The sequence below is a fragment of the Pseudomonas sp. H3_C08 genome (assembly GCF_054669455.1).
On record NZ_CP162803.1, the window covers coordinates 3,726,920 to 3,745,106 of the forward strand.

Sequence of the window (18,187 nt, forward strand, 5' to 3'; positions counted from 1 at the left end):
AGGTCAGCCAACATTGGTGGTGACTGACACTCCGTCTTCGCGAGCAAGCTCGCTCCCACAAGGGAATGCTAAAAGCCTGATGTTTCGCCAATTCCTATAACAAGAAACCGGAGAACCCCTCATGTCGTTAAGCGTGTTCGACCTGTTCAAGATTGGCATCGGCCCCTCCAGTTCCCACACCGTCGGCCCGATGCGCGCAGCCGCGCGTTTCGTCGAAGGTTTGCGCCGTGAAAACCTGCTGACCACCACCGCCAGCGTTCGCGTTGAGCTGTACGGCTCCCTCGGCGCCACCGGTAAAGGTCACGGCAGCGACAAAGCCGTGCTGCTCGGCCTCGAAGGCGAACACCCGGACACCGTTGATACCGAAACCGTCGCCGCACGCCTGCAAGAAATTCGCGGCAACGGACGACTGAACCTGCTCGGCGAACACAGCATTGCGTTCAACGAGAAAGAACACTTGGCGATGATCCGCAAGCCGTTGGCCTATCACCCCAACGGCATGATCTTCCGCGCCTTCGATGCGGCGGGGATTCAGATCCGCAGCCGCGAGTACTACTCGGTTGGCGGTGGTTTCGTGGTCGACGAGGACGCGGCCGGTGCCGACCGCATCGTCGAAGACGCCACGCCGCTGACCTTCCCGTTCAAAAGCGCCAAGGACCTGCTCGGTCATTGCGCCACCTATGGTCTGTCGATCAGCCAGGTGATGCTGACCAACGAAAGTGCCTGGCGCCCGGAGGCAGAAACCCGCGCCGGCCTGTTGAAAATCTGGCAGGTGATGCAGGACTGCGTCGCTGCGGGCTGCCGTAACGAAGGTATTTTGCCCGGCGGCTTGAAGGTCAAACGCCGTGCGGCAGCGTTGCATCGGCAACTGTGCAAGAACCCGGAATCGGCGTTGCGCGATCCGTTGTCGGTGCTCGACTGGGTCAACCTCTACGCCTTGGCGGTCAACGAAGAAAACGCCAACGGTGGCCGCGTAGTCACCGCCCCCACCAACGGCGCGGCGGGGATCATTCCGGCGGTGCTGCATTACTACATGCGTTTTATCCCCGGCGCGAATGACGACGGCGTCGTACGGTTTCTTCTGACCGCTGCGGCCATCGGCATTCTCTACAAAGAAAATGCCTCGATCTCGGGCGCCGAAGTCGGTTGTCAGGGTGAAGTCGGCGTGGCCTGTTCGATGGCGGCCGGTGCGTTGTGCGAAGTGCTCGGTGGCAGCGTGCAGCAAGTCGAGAACGCTGCGGAAATCGGTATGGAGCACAACCTCGGCCTGACCTGCGACCCGATTGGCGGACTGGTGCAAGTGCCGTGCATCGAGCGCAATGCCATGGGTTCGGTGAAAGCCATCAACGCAGTGCGCATGGCCATGCGAGGCGACGGCCAGCATTTCGTCTCCCTCGACAAAGTCATCCGCACCATGCGCCAGACCGGTGCCGACATGAAAAGCAAATACAAAGAGACCGCCCGCGGCGGTCTGGCGGTCAACATTATCGAATGCTGACCATGAAACCAGCCAAACGAAATTGACCACCTCTCCCCCAGGGAGAGAAACGTAATTAGCCCCCTCTCCCCTCCGGGAGATAAACGTACCTAACTCCCTCTCCCTCTGGGAGAGGGCTGGGGTGAGGGGCTTTTGATCTTGATCTTGCCTCTTACCGCCAAACTCTAATTTTCAAGGAGCCACGCATGTCCACCGAACAACTGTCGAAAACCCCGCTGCACGCTCTGCACATCGAACTCGGCGCTCGCATGGTGCCGTTCGCCGGCTACGACATGCCGGTGCAATACCCACTCGGTGTGATGAAAGAACACCAGCACACCCGTGAGCAGGCCGGACTGTTCGATGTCTCGCACATGGGCCAGATCCGCCTGACTGGTGCCAACGCCGCCAAAGCCCTGGAAAGCCTGGTGCCGGTAGACATCATCGACCTGCCGGTGGGCATGCAGCGTTACGCGATGTTCACCAACGACAACGGCGGCATTCTCGACGACCTGATGGTGGCCAACCTCGGTAATGACGAATTGTTCCTGGTGGTCAACGCCGCGTGCAAGGATCAGGACCTGGCCCACCTGCAAAAACACATCGGCGATCAGTGCACCATTACGGCGCTGTTCGAAGAACGCGCTCTGCTGGCATTGCAAGGTCCGGCGGCGGTGACCGTGCTGGCGCGGCTGGCACCACCCGTTGAAAAAATGACTTTTATGCAGTTCGCCCGTGTCAATCTGCTCGGCGTCGACTGCTTTGTCAGCCGTTCGGGTTACACCGGTGAAGACGGTTTCGAAATCTCCGTACCAGCTGCAGATGCGGAAAAACTTGCCCGCGCCCTGCTCGCCGAACCGGAAGTCCAGGCCATTGGCCTCGGCGCTCGCGACTCGTTGCGTCTGGAAGCCGGTCTGTGCCTCTACGGCCACGACATGAACACCGAGACCACGCCGATCGAAGCCAGCCTGTTATGGGCGATCTCCAAGCCACGTCGCGCTGATGGCGCGCGGGCCGGCGGTTTCCCGGGCGCGGAGAATGTTTTCGCTCAACAACAGAATGGCGTGGCACGCAAACGCGTCGGCCTGCTACCGCAGGAGCGCACCCCCGTGCGTGAAGGCGCAGAAATCGTCAACGAAGCCGGCGAAATCATCGGCAGCGTGTGCAGCGGTGGTTTCGGTCCGACCTTGGGCGGGCCGTTGGCGATGGGTTACCTCGACAGCGCATATGTCACCCTCGACACACCGGTTTGGGCCATTGTTCGTGGGAAAAAGGTGCAAATGCTTGTAAGCAAAATGCCATTTGTTCCACAACGCTACTATCGCGGTTGATTGACTGTTTCTATAAGTAACGCGATTGCGTTATGCGTGCACTAATGTGTAACGCAATCGCCACAAAAAAGTGCATTTTCTATCAACTGATTCGAATATGAACTTTGCTTATAACGATCGAAAACAATTGAACAGGCTAATCGTCTAAGCCCGCACTAGCGAGAGGATTAACTTGCTCAAGCTCAGTAAAACCGGGGGCTTCGCAGGGCTTGTTTTTTCTCCCGTAGTTGGCGTAGAGTTTCTCCACTGTGTTTGCATGGGTCAGCTTGGAATCGTGACCTGGGCAGTAGCCTACAAGTTAGCTACATCCCGTTCGACGTCTTCTTACTCTCCTGCAACCAGCCCCAGTACTCTTTCATGAGAAAGAGACTGTCATTAATTTTTGCGTCAAAGGAAATAAGAAATGTCCACACGTCAGAGCGGTACCGTCAAGTGGTTTAACGACGAGAAAGGTTTTGGTTTTATCACTCCAGAAAGCGGTCCGGATCTGTTCGTGCATTTCCGCGCCATTCAGGGCAACGGCTTCAAAAGCCTGAAAGAAGGCCAGAAAGTGACCTTCGTTGCTGTGCAGGGCCAGAAAGGCATGCAGGCTGACGAAGTACAAGCAGAAGCCTGATTTTCTGTTACGAAAAAGCCCCTGATGTTGATATCAGGGGCTTTTTTGTGTGCGCGAATCCGTAAAATGGCGCTTCATTTTGCGTCCAGAGGCTGCCATGTCGAAAAACCTGCTCACCCCACAGGGCGATTTTCCCGCCGTTGGTCTAGGCCGGCGTCTGGCGGCGATGTTCTATGACTTTCTGTTGTGCACAGCGCTGCTGATCGTCACCGGTTTCGTTTACAAACTGATCCAAGCCGCGATCATTGGCGAAGAACGCCTGCGTGTGCTGACTGATGCTGGAAAAATGGACGGCGACCCGCTCTACTCCACCGTGCTGCTGCTGGTGTTGTTCGCGTTCTTCGCCAAGTTCTGGACCCACGGCGGACAGACGCTGGGCATGCAGGTGTGGGGCATTCGCGTGCAGAACGCCAATGGCACGGCAATCAGTCTGTGGCAGGCGCTGTTGCGGTTTATGGTGTCGATTGCGTCGTGGCTATGCGTGGGGCTGGGATTCTTCTGGTCGCTGTACGACAAGCAGAAGCGCACGTGGCATGACATCTATTCCGACACCCGCGTGGTGCGGATCCCGAAAAAGACCAAATAACTTCCAGACGCAAAAAACCACTGTGGGAGCGAGCTTGCTCGCGAAGGCGTCGTATCAGTCGATTCTATATTGGTGACTGATACACCGCTTTCGCGAGCAAGCTCGCTCCCACAGGTTTTGTGTAATGCCTTTAGAGCTTAGGCGTTACCGGCCAGCTTCATCCGCGCCGCCTGAGTGAAATCGAGCATGCGCTTCAACGGCCGGATCGCCTGTGGAATCAACGCCGGATCAACAAAGATCTCGTTGGTCCCTTCCTTCAAGCTCTTGAGCGTGCGCTCAAGGGTGTTCATGGCCATCCACGGGCAATGTGCGCAACTGCGGCACGCCGCGCCGTTACCGGCGGTTGGCGCCTCGATGAAGACCTTGTCCGGACACAGCTGCTGCATCTTGTAGAAGATGCCACGGTCGGTCGCAACGATCAGGGTCTTGTTCGGCAGCGATTGCGCGGCAGCGATCAACTGGCTGGTGGAACCCACGGCGTCCGCCAGTTCGATCACCGACGTGGGCGACTCCGGGTGCACCAGAATCGCAGCGTCCGGGTACAGCGCCTTCATGTCTTCAAGCTGCTTGGACTTGAACTCTTCGTGAACGATGCAGGCACCGTCCCACAGCAGCATGTCCGCGCCGGTCTTGCGCTGGATGTAAGTGCCCAGATGCTTGTCCGGCCCCCAGATGATGGTCTCGCCGTTGTCCATCAGGCTTTCGACGATCTCCAGTGCGCAACTCGAAGTCACCACCCAGTCAGCCCGGGCTTTGACCGCCGCAGAGGTATTGGCATAGACCACCACCGTGCGCTCCGGGTGCTGATCGCAGAACGCCGAGAACTCGTCGACCGGGCAACCCAGGTCCAGCGAGCAGGTCGCTTCCAGGGTCGGCATCAGCACGCGTTTTTCCGGGTTGAGAATCTTCGCGGTCTCGCCCATGAACTTCACGCCGGCGACCACCACGGTTTTGGCCGGGTGAGCATTGCCGAAGCGAGCCATTTCCAGGGAATCGGAGACGCAACCGCCGGTTTCTTCAGCCAAGGCCTGAATTACCGGATCGCAATAAAAGTGGGCCACCAGCACCGCGTCCTGAGCCTTGAGCTCGGCGGCAATGGCGGAACGGTAATAAGCCTCTTCCTCAGCGGTCAGCGGTTTGGGCTGTTTGGCATCGAGGTGGGCTTGAACCAGAAGGCGTTCGGAAATCTGCGTCATGTTCGCAAGACCTGCAGGCGCGTTCGCGCGAAAGTCGAGTATACACCCGGCTCCGGACCGCTTGAGGGTACCGCCGGGAGAGTGAGTATTATCAGGCACGGACAGCATTGAAGCTGCGCAAGGCTACAGAATATCCCGTTGATACAAAAGATGATTCTGATCTGCGTCAGCGCCGCGGGCGGTGAAATAACGCATAGCGAAATTGCAGGCAAAAAAAAACCCGGAAATCCTCACTTTCGTGGGCCTTCCGGATTTTCTAAACCGCCAAATATGGTGGGTCGTGTGGGATTCGAACCTACGACCAATTGGTTAAAAGCCAACTGCTCTACCAACTGAGCTAACGACCCGCTGTGTGGTGGCGCGTATAATACTGATTTTTAAGGACTATTCAACACCTTTTTGAAAATAATCAAAAATAAGCTGTTGGATCGTCCACACCAGCGGCCGCAAAGCCTTCTGCGCGCAGGCGGCAGCTGTCGCATTTACCGCACGCGCGGCCGTCATCGTCGGCCTGATAGCAGGAAACGGTGAGGCCATAATCAACGCCGAGCTTCACGCCCGCCTGAACGATTTGCGCCTTGCTCAGGTTCTGCAGTGGCGCCTGAATGCGGAAGCCATTGCCTTCAACGCCGGCCTTGGTCGCCAGATTGGCCATGCGCTCGAACGACTCGATGAACTCCGGACGGCAATCCGGGTAACCGGAATAGTCCACGGCGTTGACACCAATAAATATGTCACGCGCACCCAGCACTTCTGCCCAGCCCAACGCCAGCGAAAGGAACACCGTGTTACGCGCCGGCACGTAAGTCACCGGAATGCCTTCGCCCAGCTCCTCCGGAATATCGATGCTGCTGTCGGTCAGTGCCGAGCCGCCCATACCATTCAGGTTGAGGCCGATTACTTTGTGCTCAACCACACCCAGGTCGCGGGCGACGCGGGCAGCGGCGTGCAATTCAGCGTGCGAGCGCTGACCGTAATCGAAACTCATGGTGTAGCAGCTGTAGCCTTCGGCGCGAGCCATGGCCACGACGGTGGCCGAATCGAGGCCGCCGGACAGCAGAATGACCGCACGTTTTTCGGTGGTGTTCAGTTGTTCGGTCATCTCAGCGCCCCGGCTCGTCATTCCATAGATATTTATGCAACTGCAATTGCAACCGCACCGGCAGGTTGTCAGCCACCACCCAGTCCGCCAGATCCCGAGCATTGAGGTCATGGTGACTTGGGGAGAACAGCACTTCACCGGCACGCCGTTCAAGACCGTACTGGATCAGCTTGGACACGGCCCAGTCATAGTCTTCCCGCGAACAGATGACAAACTTCACCTGATCGTTGGGGCTCAGCAGTTCGATGTTCTCGTAACGGTTGCGATGGGCTTCTTTCGAGTCCGGCGTTTTCAGATCGACAACCCGACTGACGCGCGGATCAACGGCCGAAATGTCGAGTGCGCCACTGGTTTCCAGCGAAACCTCGTAACCGGCGTCACACAACTGCTTGAGCAAAGGAATGGCGTTCGGCTGCGCCAGCGGCTCACCGCCGGTGACACAGACGTAGCGCGGACGAAATCCGGCCACTTGCTCGAGGATGTCGTCGAGGGTGCGGATGGTGCCGCCACTGAACGCATAGGCGCTGTCGCAGTATTGGCAACGCAAAGGACAACCGGTCAGGCGCACAAAAACCGTGGGCAGCCCGGCGGTCCGCGTTTCCCCCTGCAACGAGTAGAAAACTTCGGTGATTCTCAATGTGTCTTGCATAGTCGCCACGGGCGTAACAGCTAAACAGGCTGTCCGCCTCCGTCAGGCACTTCAGGCAATCCCGCCAACGCGTAGACCGCAAGAAGCGTGTTTCAGAAAAAGGGCGTGAATTCTAACGAAAAAACCCGCGACAAGCGCGGGTTTCTTCTAAACGGGTAACACGACCTTACATGCGTTGCAGATCACGTTGAGCCAACTGAGCGGCGGAGGTACCCGGATATTGGGCCACCACCTGCTGCAGAATGCCTTTGACCTTGTCGGTATGACCAAGGCGGCGCTCTACGTCAGCCAGCTTGTACAGCGAGTCCGGCACTTTAGCGTGCTTTGGATACAGCTGCGAAACCTTGGCGAAAGCCTGACCTGCACCTTGCAGATCGCCTTTGGCCAGATTGACTTCGCCCAACCAGTACTGGGCGTTGCCCGCATATTGGCTGTTCGGGTATTTGCGCAGGAAAGCGGCAAAAGCCTGGCTGGCCTTGTCGAAATCCTTGGCTTTGATCAGGTCGAAAGCGGCATCGTAATACAGCTTTTCCTTGGCCGGATCACCCGGTTCGCTGCTTGCAGCAGGTGCCTGGGCAGCAGCCCCGGCGCCAGCGGCAGCACCGGCAGCAGCACTTGCGTCGCCACCGGCAGAAGAATTCTCAGGAGTCGCGGCAGGTGCAACGCCGGATCCTATGCGCCGATCAAGATCCTGGTATCGCTCCAGGGATTCCTGCTTCATGCGCGCAACCTGATTCTGCAGTTCTTCGATCACGCCTTGCTGGCGAGAAATCTGATCCTGCATCTGTTGCAATTGGTTGAACAGCATGCCTTGTGCCGAGGCAGGGGCCGAAGCCGCTCCCCCGGCATAGGCGCCGTTCGTACCGTAACCTGCAGGCGGATAACTGCTCCCGCTATTGTTATAACCGGAGTTGTCATCGACCACAGGAACCGCAGCCCACGCCGCAAGCGGCGCAAGACTGAGAGCCAGAACAGTTACAGCACGACGGCACGTTCGCATATCGAATTACTTACGCAGTTCGACGCGACGGTTTTGAGCCCAGGACTGCTCGTCGTTGCCGGTAGCAACTGGACGCTCTTCGCCGTAGGAAACCAGTTCCAGCTGAGCTGGGGAAACACCTTGCAGTACCAGGTAGCGCTGAACGGCTTTCGCACGACGCTCGCCCAGTGCCATGTTGTACTCACGAGTACCACGTTCGTCGGTGTTGCCTTCCAGAACAACGCGAGCGCCGTTTGCTTTCAGGTCTTTGGCGTGAACGTCCAGAGCGCGCATGGCTTCTGGCTTCAGGTCCGAGCTGTCGTATTCGAAGTAGAAGGTGGTGATTGCGCGCAGAGCAGCTTCTTCGCTCAGGGAACCGTCAACGGCACCAGTGTTTGCGCCGTAACCAGCGTTTGGATCAACAGCGCCTTCACCGGCGTTGTCGCCGCCTTTGGACGAGCAACCTACAGCTACAGCCATGGCCAGAGCCAGCGCAGCAAATTTACCAAACTTCAGCATTTCCATCGTGAAACTCCTAATGAACCCCAGTGTGTTAAGTAAAACGTGTAGCGCCCGCTCACTTCAGGTAAGGGGACCAGGACGGTTCTCTGACTTCGCCTTGAGCGGTAGGAAGCGGGAGCCTAACGCGTCCATTAATGGACACGAGCATCAAGACTCCCCGGCCCTGTTGGCGGGTGGCGTAGATTACCATGGTGCCGTTGGGCGCAACAGTAGGTGACTCGTCCAGAGTGCTATCAGTGAGGATCTTTACACTCCCTCGCTGCAGATCCTGAGCTGCCACCTTGAAATTGGTGAAGCCATCCTGACGATGGATCATCACCAAAGTCTTTTCATCAGCCGAAAGTTTCGGGTTGGCGTTGTAATTACCTACAAACGTCACACGCTCGGCACCACCGCCACTGGCGCTGGTTTTGTAGATCTGAGGCTTGCCGCCGCGGTCCGAGGTGAAGTAGATGGTCGAACCATCCTTGCCCCAGTACGGTTCGGTGTTTATGCCAGGACCTGCGGTCACACGGGTGATCTGACGCGAAGCCAGATTCATCACGTAGATGTCCGGGTTACCGTCCTTGGACAGTACGAACGCCAGGCGATCACCGTTCGGCGACCAGGCTGGCGCGCCGTTCAGACCTTCGAAGTTGGTGATCTGCTCACGGCGACCGGTGTCGATGTTCTGCATGAAGATGCGTGGGCGCTTCTGCTCGAACGACACATAGGCGATGCGCTTGCCATCTGGTGCAAAACGCGGCGACAGGATTGGCTCACGCGATTGCAGCAAGGTCACGGCGCGAGCACCGTCGTAGTCCGAACGCTGCAGGGTGTAACGGGTGTTCTTCTCGGAGAAGCGCTCAGCCGTCACGTACAGCAGACGCGTCGAGAACGCACCTTCAATACCGGTCAGTTTCTGGAACGACTGGTCGGAGATGAAGTGCGCCATGTCACGCAGTTGCTCGGTGGTACCGGAAACACTGCCGTCAGCCACTTTCTGTTCGGTGGCCACGTTGAACAGTGCCCACTGCACCTGCAGACGACCGCCGGCTGGCGCAATGCTGCCGACCATCATGTATTGAGCACCCACCGCCTTCCAGTCACGGAAGATGATTTCGCTCGGCTGGCTTGGCTGGCTGATCATGTTTTGCTTTGGAATCGGCGAGTAGTAGCCCGAGTTGCGCAAATCGTTACCAATGATTTCTGCCATGTCGTCCGGCAGCACGGCACCGCCCTGCATGCCGAATGGTACAACGGCGATCGGAGTAGCCCGATCGCTGCCGCTGGTAACCAGAATGTTCTTTTCATCCGCCATCGCGATCCCTGCCATGCAGCAGATCACGACCAGCATTCCTCGAAGAAGGTTTCTCACAAGGCTAGATCCTCAGGTGTGAATGTCATCTTGAATGAACGATACGGAGCGAAATCGCTCGGCTTCATTCCCTGCATTTCTGTCAAACGTCCAATATTCTTCACTGCCGCGACTGCCGACGCATCGAACGGACCATCGCCACTGGACTTGGCCACGCTGACCGAAGTCACCGTACCGTCCGGCAACATGCCGATCTGCAGTACAACTGTCATGCCTTTGCGTGCCGAAGGTGGACGGGCCCAACCTTCTGCCGCTCGCGCACGAATCAGGTCATCGAAACTGCCCGCGACTTCGTCACCCTGCTCATCGGCCAAGGCCTGCTGGCGCTGCGGCGTATCGGAAAGCAAATCGGCCAAGGCCTGAGCCTTTTTGTCTTCAGTCGATTTACGTGCCGCATCCTGCGCTTTCTTCTTCGCAGCATCGGCAGCAGCTTTCTTCTTCGCTTCGTCGGCGATTTTCTTCTTCGCCTCTTCAGCTTCAGCTTTCTTCTTGGCGTCTTCGGCGGCTTTCTTCTTCGCGTCTTCGACGATCTTCTTCTTGGCTTCTTCAGCAGCGGCTTTCTTGGCCTCTTCTTCAGCAGCCTTTTTCGCTTCTTCTTCAGATTTCTTCTTGGCTATATCAGCCAATTTTTTCTCTTCAGCCTTCTTGGCTTCGGCGGTCTTCTTGGCTTCGTCGGCTTTTTTGGCTTCGTCAGCCTTTTTCGCCTCGTCTGCTTTCTTCGACTCGTCGGCCTTCTTGGCTTCCTCGGCTTTTTGAGCCGCTTCTTCTTTCTTTTGTTCCGCAGCAGCCTTGATCTCTTCCTGCTCGACCTTCTTCTGCTCCATCTGCTCGACTTCGGTCTGGCGCGCGGCGGATTTCTTCGCCTCACCCGCAATCTTCTGATTGGTCTGGGTGGTTGCCTGACTTTTCGATTTCAGCTGGTAGAGGGTCGCCTGGACAATCGGTTTGGCCGGCGGCAGCTCTGGTGTAAAGGCAAAACTGACGAACAGCATGCCGAACACCAGCACGTGCAGGACAATTGCCAGAACACTAGGCCAGAAGTAGCTTTCCGAGGCGGACGGCTCTCGCTGTTGCTGCATCAGGGGGCCTCGGTAATCAAACCAACATTACCGACCCCGGCTTTCTGCAACCCGCCCATGGCGCCCATGACGGAACCGTAGTCGACGGTCTTGTCACCGCGGATGAAGACCTGGGTACGCTTGCCGCCTTCAGTGCCGGCACGAATGATCTTGGTCACCGCGTCGGTCATTTGCGGCAGAGTCATGGCCCTGTCCTGTTGCTTCTCGGTATCGACTTCGCTGCCAAGGTTCCAGTAGTAGGTCTTGTCAGCCTTGATCGAAATGGTCAGGACCTGAGTGTTGTTGTCCTGCGGCAAGGCTTCGCTGGAAACCTTGGGCAGATCAACTTTCACGCCCTGATTGAGCATCGGCGCGGTCACCATGAAGATAACCAGCAGCACCAACATCACGTCGATGTAAGGCACCACGTTCATCTCGGCAACCGGCTTGCGCTTTTTGCGAGCTCGAGCGATTAAAGCCATTGGAAATTACCTGCTTATTCTTCGCTGGTGTGCACTTTGCGGTGCAGGATCGCCTGGAATTCATCGGCGAAGGTGTAGTAACGGCCCAGCAAGGTTTCGCTGCGAGCGGCGAAACGGTTGTAAGCGATAACCGCAGGGATCGCGGCGAACAGACCGATCGCGGTGGCGATCAGGGCTTCGGCGATACCCGGGGCCACAGTGGCCAGGGTTGCTTGCTGGGCGCTGGCCAGCCCGCGGAAGGAGTTCATGATGCCCCACACCGTACCGAACAGACCGATGTACGGGCTGACCGAACCGACGGTGGCGAGGAATGGCAGGCTCTGCTCGAGTTTCTCTTCTTCGCGGGAAATGGCGACGCGCATGGCACGGGCCACACCTTCCATGACCGCTTCAGGGTCGACACCTGGCTGCTGACGCAGACGGGAGAACTCCTTGAAGCCGGCACGGAAGATCTGCTCCACGCCAGAATCCGGATCCGGGTTGCTGCCCGCCTGACGGTACAGCTTGGACAGGTCGATACCCGACCAGAAGCGCTCTTCGAAGCTCTCCAGGGCACGTCGACCGGCACGCAGCAGATTGCTGCGCTGAAAGATCATGATCCATGAGGTCACCGATGCGGCCACCAGGGTCAACATTACCAACTGCACCACGATGCTGGCATTGCTGACCAGGCTCCACATGGAGGAATGGTCGACGACGTTAGCTTCCACGCTTTATCTCCTGCTTTGAGTGTGTACCCGGGCCGACCGCGTCGGCGAAGGCCGCACGCAAGTCTTCGGGAAGGGCCCGGGGTTTCAAACTGTTAGTGCGCACACAGGCCACCAGAAACTGCCCTTCACAGAGCAGCACATTATCCGTTGCCCGCCTGACCTGCTGTTTGAAGCGCAGGCTGGCACGGTTCAATTCGATTACTTCAGCGCTTACCAGCAGTTCGTCGTCCAGTCGCGCCGGCGCGTGGTAACGCGCTTCGCTGGAGTGCACGACAAACAACAGGTCCTCCCCTGCCAGCTGCGATTGGGCAAAGCCCAGCTCGCGAAGCCGCTCGGTTCGAGCCCGTTCCATAAACTTGAGGTAATTAACGTAATACACGATGCCGCCCGCATCGGTGTCCTCGTAATAAACGCGACAACGATGTGCGAACGACTCAAGCCCGTTTTGCGCGCGCATACTCTAGTGCTTACTCCTCAGGTTGCCAATCCGGCCAGGCAACTGTTTTTCATGGTTTCAGGGCTTTACCGCAAAAGTACCGTCCTATGACCGTACAAACCCTGAATAAATCGACAAAAAATGTGTCTCAATCGTCCACGGCATCGAGAAACTCGTCTGCCACGGGCATTTCACCCATTCGTGACGGGATGTTTAAACCAAAGTGCAGGTACGCATGGCGCGTCACCACCCTTCCCCGTGGAGTGCGCATGATGTAACCCTGCTGGATCAGATACGGCTCCAGCACATCTTCAATCGTGTGGCGTTCCTCGCTGATTGCAGCGGCGAGGCTGTCGATACCGACGGGGCCGCCATCGAACTTCTCGATCATGGTCAATAGCAGGCGGCGATCCTGATGATCGAAACCGTGTTCGTCGACATCCAGCAGGTTCAAAGCCAGGTCCGCCACCGCTTTGGTGATATGGCCCTTGGCGCGCACTTCAGCGAAGTCGCGCACACGGCGCAGTAGACGGTTGGCGATCCGCGGCGTGCCCCGGGCGCGGCGCGCGATTTCGAACGAGCCTTCCGGATCCAGCGGCAGACCGAGGATGGCCGCGGAACGGCTGACAATCGTCGCCAGATCAGCCGTGCTGTAGAACTCCAGACGCTGGACGATACCGAAGCGGTCACGCAACGGGTTAGTCAGCATGCCGGCGCGAGTCGTCGCGCCGACCAGGGTGAATGGCGGCAGATCGAGCTTGATCGAACGCGCTGCCGGCCCTTCGCCAATCATGATGTCGAGCTGGAAATCCTCCATCGCCGGGTACAGCACTTCTTCAACGATCGGCGACAGACGATGGATTTCGTCGATGAACAACACATCGTGCGGCTCAAGATTGGTCAGCAACGCCGCCAGATCACCCGGACGCTCAAGCACCGGCCCGGAAGTGCTCTTGATCGATACGCCCATTTCCTGAGCGATGATGTTGGCCAGTGTGGTTTTACCCAGACCCGGCGGGCCGAAGATCAGCGTGTGGTCGAGGGATTCGCTTCGGCCACGGGCGGCCTGGATGAACAGCTCCATCTGCTCGCGCACGGTCGGCTGGCCGATGTAGTCGGCCAGGCTGACCGGGCGAATGGCGCGGTCCTGGACTTCTTCGCGCTCGCGCGGGCTGTGCGCGGCGGTGATCAGACGATCAGCTTCAATCACTTAAATCATTCCCTTCAGGGCGCGGCGGATCAGGTCTTCACTGCTCAAATTCTTGTCCTTGATGGCGGTAATCGCCTTGCTCGCTTCCTGCGGCTTGTAGCCCAGGGAAATCAGCGCGCTGACCGCATCGTTCTCGGCGGTGTTGACCGGCGCCGGGCCATCCGGCTGGTTCGGCACGAGCGCGAACATGGCTGGCGTAGTTTCCCAGGCCTTGAAGCGATCCTTGAGTTCGACCAGCAGACGCTCAGCGGTTTTCTTGCCGACACCCGGCACCTTGGTCAACGCCGAGGTGTCCTGAGACTGCACGCAGCGGATCAACTCGTCGACTTCCAGACTCGACATCAAGGCCAGGGCCAATTTTGGCCCGACACCATTGAGACGGATCAACTCGCGAAAAAAGTCTCGCTCACGCTTGCCGGCAAAACCATAGAGTAATTGCGCGTCTTCGCGTACGACCAAATGCGTGTGCAAGGTCAGCGGTTCACCGACCGACGGCAGGCGGTAAAGGGTGGTCATGGGCACTTCCAGCTCATACCCGAGGCCGTTTACATCCAGAATCAGGTGCGGCGGCTGTTTTTCAGCCAGGGTGCCGCGCAAGCGTCCAATCACGTTTCAGATCCTTGAGCGTTGGCCAGCCGTGGGCTGGCGACTGTCGAAAGGCGGATTTCGGGCCGACGACCCAGGCGCAAAAACCGGCTTTCAGGAAAATTGATGCTGATGCTATCAGAGACGCAGGCGCCCGCCACGACTGCGTGCCGTTCCCAGACCGTGCGGCAGCAGACTGGAACGTGTGTGCGCGTGGCAAATGGCAATGGCCAGAGCGTCAGAGGCATCGATTTGCGGTTTGCTGGTGAGTTTGAGCATGTGCATGACCATCATCTGCACTTGTTCTTTATTGGCGGCGCCAGTGCCGACCACGGCTTGCTTGACCTGCGTGGCCGTATATTCGGCGATCTCCAGGCACTCTTCCGCACCGGCGACGATCGCTGCACCGCGCGCCTGCCCCAGCTTCAGCGCCGAGTCGGCGTTTTTCGCCATAAACACCTTTTCGATGCCCATGGTCACCGGTCCGTAGGTCTGGATGATCTCGCGCACGCCGCGATAGACGATTTGCAGGCGTTCGTGCAGCTCGCCCGCACCAGTGCGGATGCAGCCGGATGCCACATAGATACAGCCGCCACGTCCGGTATCACGAACAATCCCGTAACCAGTGATGCGCGAACCGGGGTCGATACCAAGAATTAAAGTCATAACGCCTGCAGATTCGGTAAAAGCACGATTTTCAAATCAACCCATAACAAATGTGGGAGCGAGCCTGCTCGCGAAAGCGGTTTCATCATCAGCAACGATGTTGCCTGAAAATCCGCCTTCGCGAGCAGGCTCGCTCCCACATTGAATCGTAGCCGCTCTTAACCGAGCTGAGCGGCCACGTCTTCCGGAATATCCGCGTTGGAATAAACGTTCTGCACGTCATCCAGATCCTCAAGCATGTCGATCAGCTTCAGCACCTTTTCCGCGCCTTCCAGATCCAGTTCGGCACTGGTGGTTGGCTGCATGACGATTTCCGCATCATCGCCCTTGAAACCCGCAGCTTCGAGCGCGTTACGCACGGCATAGAAACTGGTGAACGAGGTGAACACATCGATCGTGCCGTCTTCGTGGCTAACCACGTCATCGGCATCGGCTTCCAGCGCCGCTTCGGTCAGTGCGTCCTCATCAACGCCCGGCGCGAAGCTGATCTGGCCTTTGCGCTCGAACAAGTAAGCTACCGAACCGTCGGTGCCGAGGTTACCCCCGCACTTGCTGAACGCATGGCGCACAGCTGCGGCGGTACGGTTGCGGTTGTCGGTCATGCACTCGACCATCACCGCCACGCCGCCCGGGCCGTAACCTTCGTAGGTCAGCTCTTCAACGTTATCCGCTTCGGTGGCACCAGCGCCGCGCGCCACGGCACGGTCGATGATGTCGCGGCTCATGTTCGCGCTCAGCGCCTTGTCCAGGGCCAGACGCAGACGCGGGTTGGAACCCGGATCACCGCCGCCCTGACGGGCCGCAACGGTCAGTTCGCGGATCCACTTGGTGAAGATCTTGCCTCTCTTGGCATCCTGACGTTCTTTGCGGTGCTTGATGTTCGCCCACTTGGAATGACCTGCCATAACTCGCTCCGAATTCTCTTTGAAACGTTGCCCGCCCTGCTCATGCAGCGGCCAGCAAACAAAAAAATCTCGACCTGCTCTCTATAGAAAGAAAAAAGGCGCATCCGAAGATGCGCCTTCAGGCCCGTCTTACTCAGCCTTTGGCGTTTCGCGCAAACGAATGTGCAGCTCGCGCAGTGCCTTGGCATCCACCACACCCGGCGCTTGCGTCATGACGTCGGCAGCACTCTGGGTTTTCGGGAAGGCGATCACTTCACGGATCGACTGGGCGCCGGTCATCAGCATCACCAGACGGTCCAGACCGAAGGCCAGACCACCGTGCGGCGGAGCACCGTACTTCAGCGCGTCGAGCAGGAAGCCGAACTTCTCTTCCTGTTCCGCTTCATTGATACCCAGCAGACGGAACACCGCCTGCTGCATTTCCTTGCGGTGGATACGGATCGAACCGCCACCCAGCTCGGTGCCGTTCAGCACCATGTCGTAGGCGCGGGACAGAGCGCCAGCCGGATTGGCTTCCAGTTCTTCAGGAGAGCACTTCGGCGCGGTGAACGGGTGGTGCAACGCGGAGAAGCTGCCGTCGTCGTTTTCTTCGAACATCGGGAAGTCGACGACCCACATTGGCGCCCACTCGCAGGTCAGCAGCTTGAGGTCGTGACCGAGCTTGATGCGCAGTGCGCCCAAGGCTTCGCTGACGATCTTGGCCTTGTCAGCGCCGAAGAACACGATGTCGCCATCGACTGCCCCAACGCGATCGAGGATCACGTTGAGCTTGTCTTCAGGGATGTTTTTCACGATCGGCGATTGCAGACCGTCAACACCGGCAGCGCGCTCGTTGACCTTGATGTACGCCAGGCCCTTGGCACCGTAGATGCCGACGAACTTGGTGTAATCGTCGATCTGCTTGCGTGGCATGCTCGCCCCGCCTGGAACGCGCAGTGCGGCGATACGGCATTTCGGATCGTTGGCCGGGCCGCTGAACACCTTGAATTCAACTTCTTTCAGTTGATCGGCAACGTCGACCAGTTCCAGCGGGTTACGCAGGTCTGGCTTGTCGGAACCGTAGCGGCGCATGGCTTCTTCGAAAGTCATGTGCGGGAAATCGCCGAATTCCAGACCCAGCACTTCCTTAAACAGGTTGCGGATCATTTCTTCGGTCAGGCCCATGATCTCTTTTTCATCGAGGAAGCTGGTCTCGATGTCGATCTGGGTGAATTCAGGCTGACGGTCAGCACGCAGGTCTTCGTCGCGGAAGCACTTGGCGATCTGGTAATAACGGTCGAAACCGGCAACCATCAGCAGTTGCTTGAACAGCTGTGGCGATTGCGGCAGGGCGAAGAACGAACCGGCGTGGGTACGGCTTGGCACCAGATAGTCACGCGCACCTTCAGGGGTGGCACGGGTCAGGATAGGCGTTTCAACGTCGAGGAAGCCGTTCTCGTCGAGGAAGCGACGGATGCTGGTGGTCATGCGCGAGCGCAGACGCAGCTTCTCGGCCATTTCCGGACGACGCAGGTCGAGGAAACGATAACGCAGACGGGTTTCTTCACCAACGTCGGAGAACTCGTTCAGCGGGAACGGCGGAGTTTCCGACTCGTTCAGCACTTCCAGTTCATAACCCAGCACTTCGATCATGCCCGACGCCATGTTGGCGTTGGTCGCACCGGCCGGACGCAGACGCACCTTGCCGGTGATCTTCACGACGTACTCGCTGCGCACGCGATCGGCAGCGGCGAAGCTCTCGGCGCGATCCGGATCGAATACCACTTGGGCCAGACCGTCACGATCACGGATATCGAGGAAAATCACCCCGCCGTGGTCGCGGCGACGGTGAACCCATCCGCAAAGGGTAATTTCCTGGCCTTCCAGGCTTTCGTTCAGTTGGCCGCAATAGTGGCTGCGCATCATGATAATGGTTCGCTTCTCGTCATTCGATATTCGGTGGAGATCCCGTTGCTTTCAAAGCAATGCGGAAACTCACGCGTGTCGTTCAACCTGGGGTTGAACCCTAGTCAGATTTGTCGCCACCGGCCAGATTCTTCTTGGTCCCGGTCTTGAAATCGGTTTCGTACCAACCGCTGCCGCTGAGGCGAAAGCCTGGCATGGACAGCTGTTTCTTGAGCTCTGGCGCCTGGCAGGCAGGGCAGTCGACCAGCGGTGCATCGCTGATCTTTTGAATGGCTTCCAACTGATGACCACAGGAAGCACATTGGTAATCGTACATCGGCATGGGGGTGTCTCGGCGATCAGATTGCCACCGCGCGCAGGGCTTTGCGGCGAAAGAGCGGGATTATATCGATTAAATGCGGCCTGTGCAGCCGTA

General features: G+C 58.1%; 20 protein-coding genes and 1 tRNA gene. 4 read left to right on the plus strand and 17 right to left on the minus strand.

Features of this window, described 5'->3' with window-relative positions; translation table 11 throughout:
• Window positions 1-121: 121 nt before the first annotated feature.
• The 4 genes from AB4N74_RS17070 (at window position 122) to AB4N74_RS17085 (ending at window position 4,010) form a co-directional block, all read left to right on the plus strand.
• Window positions 122-1,498 carry an L-serine ammonia-lyase gene (locus AB4N74_RS17070; RefSeq protein ID WP_093430482.1) on the plus strand — a complete coding sequence of 459 codons (1,377 nt, stop codon included), beginning with the start codon at window positions 122-124 and terminating at the stop codon, window positions 1,496-1,498.
• 185 nt (window positions 1,499-1,683) lie between these two features.
• Window positions 1,684-2,808, plus strand: a complete 1,125-nt coding sequence (gene gcvT / locus AB4N74_RS17075) for a glycine cleavage system aminomethyltransferase GcvT (RefSeq protein ID WP_099757007.1) — start codon at window positions 1,684-1,686, stop codon at window positions 2,806-2,808.
• 403 nt (window positions 2,809-3,211) lie between these two features.
• On the plus strand, window positions 3,212-3,424 hold the full coding sequence (locus AB4N74_RS17080) for a cold-shock protein (RefSeq protein ID WP_003227496.1): 213 nt from the start codon (window positions 3,212-3,214) through the stop codon (window positions 3,422-3,424).
• 97 nt (window positions 3,425-3,521) lie between these two features.
• Window positions 3,522-4,010, plus strand: coding sequence for an RDD family protein (locus tag AB4N74_RS17085; RefSeq protein ID WP_322844564.1), 489 nt, complete (start codon window positions 3,522-3,524; stop codon window positions 4,008-4,010).
• Between the two features lie 137 nt (window positions 4,011-4,147).
• Here AB4N74_RS17085 and nadA read toward each other — a convergent pair whose 3' ends face one another.
• From nadA to AB4N74_RS17170, 17 genes are all read right to left on the minus strand, one after another.
• Window positions 4,148-5,206, minus strand: coding sequence for a quinolinate synthase NadA (gene nadA / locus AB4N74_RS17090; RefSeq protein ID WP_016773509.1), 1,059 nt, complete (start codon window positions 5,204-5,206; stop codon window positions 4,148-4,150).
• 271 nt (window positions 5,207-5,477) lie between these two features.
• Window positions 5,478-5,553: transfer RNA gene (locus tag AB4N74_RS17095), tRNA-Lys, on the minus strand.
• A 62-nt stretch (window positions 5,554-5,615) separates the two neighbouring features.
• On the minus strand, window positions 5,616-6,308 hold the full coding sequence (queC, locus tag AB4N74_RS17100; protein WP_099757008.1) for a 7-cyano-7-deazaguanine synthase QueC: 693 nt from the start codon (window positions 6,306-6,308) through the stop codon (window positions 5,616-5,618).
• Window position 6,309: 1 nt separating this feature from the next.
• Window positions 6,310-6,957 (minus strand): 7-carboxy-7-deazaguanine synthase QueE, encoded by a 648-nt coding sequence (queE, locus tag AB4N74_RS17105; RefSeq protein WP_093430486.1) that lies wholly within the window; start codon window positions 6,955-6,957, stop codon window positions 6,310-6,312.
• Window positions 6,958-7,123: 166 nt separating this feature from the next.
• A complete protein-coding gene (gene ybgF, locus AB4N74_RS17110; protein WP_007912724.1) occupies window positions 7,124-7,957 on the minus strand; it encodes a tol-pal system protein YbgF in 834 nt (277 codons plus the stop codon).
• Between the two features lie 6 nt (window positions 7,958-7,963).
• Complete coding sequence (gene pal, locus AB4N74_RS17115) at window positions 7,964-8,461, minus strand: peptidoglycan-associated lipoprotein Pal (RefSeq protein WP_003178634.1); 498 nt, start codon at window positions 8,459-8,461, stop codon at window positions 7,964-7,966.
• 52 nt (window positions 8,462-8,513) lie between these two features.
• Window positions 8,514-9,794, minus strand: coding sequence for a Tol-Pal system beta propeller repeat protein TolB (gene tolB / locus AB4N74_RS17120; RefSeq protein ID WP_016983828.1), 1,281 nt, complete (start codon window positions 9,792-9,794; stop codon window positions 8,514-8,516).
• Between the two features lie 17 nt (window positions 9,795-9,811).
• Window positions 9,812-10,894: a cell envelope integrity protein TolA gene (tolA, locus tag AB4N74_RS17125; RefSeq protein WP_093430487.1), complete on the minus strand. Its 1,083-nt coding sequence runs from the start codon at window positions 10,892-10,894 to the stop codon at window positions 9,812-9,814.
• Window positions 10,894-11,346, minus strand: coding sequence for a protein TolR (tolR, locus tag AB4N74_RS17130; protein WP_161806672.1), 453 nt, complete (start codon window positions 11,344-11,346; stop codon window positions 10,894-10,896). The genes tolA and tolR overlap by 1 nt, the downstream gene beginning before the upstream one ends.
• A gap of 23 nt (window positions 11,347-11,369) precedes the next feature.
• The gene (gene tolQ, locus AB4N74_RS17135) at window positions 11,370-12,065 is read right to left on the minus strand and encodes a protein TolQ (protein ID WP_008080223.1); all 696 of its coding nucleotides are present in this window, start codon (window positions 12,063-12,065) and stop codon (window positions 11,370-11,372) included.
• On the minus strand, window positions 12,055-12,522 hold the full coding sequence (ybgC, locus tag AB4N74_RS17140; protein WP_093430488.1) for a tol-pal system-associated acyl-CoA thioesterase: 468 nt from the start codon (window positions 12,520-12,522) through the stop codon (window positions 12,055-12,057). Before ybgC ends, tolQ begins: the two co-directional genes overlap by 11 nt.
• Window positions 12,523-12,649: 127 nt before the next feature.
• Window positions 12,650-13,711: a Holliday junction branch migration DNA helicase RuvB gene (gene ruvB / locus AB4N74_RS17145; RefSeq protein WP_007912736.1), complete on the minus strand. Its 1,062-nt coding sequence runs from the start codon at window positions 13,709-13,711 to the stop codon at window positions 12,650-12,652.
• The gene (gene ruvA, locus AB4N74_RS17150) at window positions 13,712-14,320 is read right to left on the minus strand and encodes a Holliday junction branch migration protein RuvA (protein ID WP_034153418.1); all 609 of its coding nucleotides are present in this window, start codon (window positions 14,318-14,320) and stop codon (window positions 13,712-13,714) included. It lies immediately after the preceding gene.
• A 114-nt stretch (window positions 14,321-14,434) separates the two neighbouring features.
• Window positions 14,435-14,962 carry a crossover junction endodeoxyribonuclease RuvC gene (gene ruvC, locus AB4N74_RS17155; RefSeq protein WP_007962095.1) on the minus strand — a complete coding sequence of 176 codons (528 nt, stop codon included), beginning with the start codon at window positions 14,960-14,962 and terminating at the stop codon, window positions 14,435-14,437.
• A 158-nt stretch (window positions 14,963-15,120) separates the two neighbouring features.
• Window positions 15,121-15,867: a YebC/PmpR family DNA-binding transcriptional regulator gene (locus tag AB4N74_RS17160; RefSeq protein WP_460096694.1), complete on the minus strand. Its 747-nt coding sequence runs from the start codon at window positions 15,865-15,867 to the stop codon at window positions 15,121-15,123.
• A 129-nt stretch (window positions 15,868-15,996) separates the two neighbouring features.
• Window positions 15,997-17,772 carry an aspartate--tRNA ligase gene (gene aspS / locus AB4N74_RS17165; protein ID WP_093430490.1) on the minus strand — a complete coding sequence of 592 codons (1,776 nt, stop codon included), beginning with the start codon at window positions 17,770-17,772 and terminating at the stop codon, window positions 15,997-15,999.
• 100 nt (window positions 17,773-17,872) lie between these two features.
• The gene (locus AB4N74_RS17170) at window positions 17,873-18,094 is read right to left on the minus strand and encodes an FmdB family zinc ribbon protein (protein ID WP_093430491.1); all 222 of its coding nucleotides are present in this window, start codon (window positions 18,092-18,094) and stop codon (window positions 17,873-17,875) included.
• Window positions 18,095-18,187 lie beyond the last annotated feature (93 nt).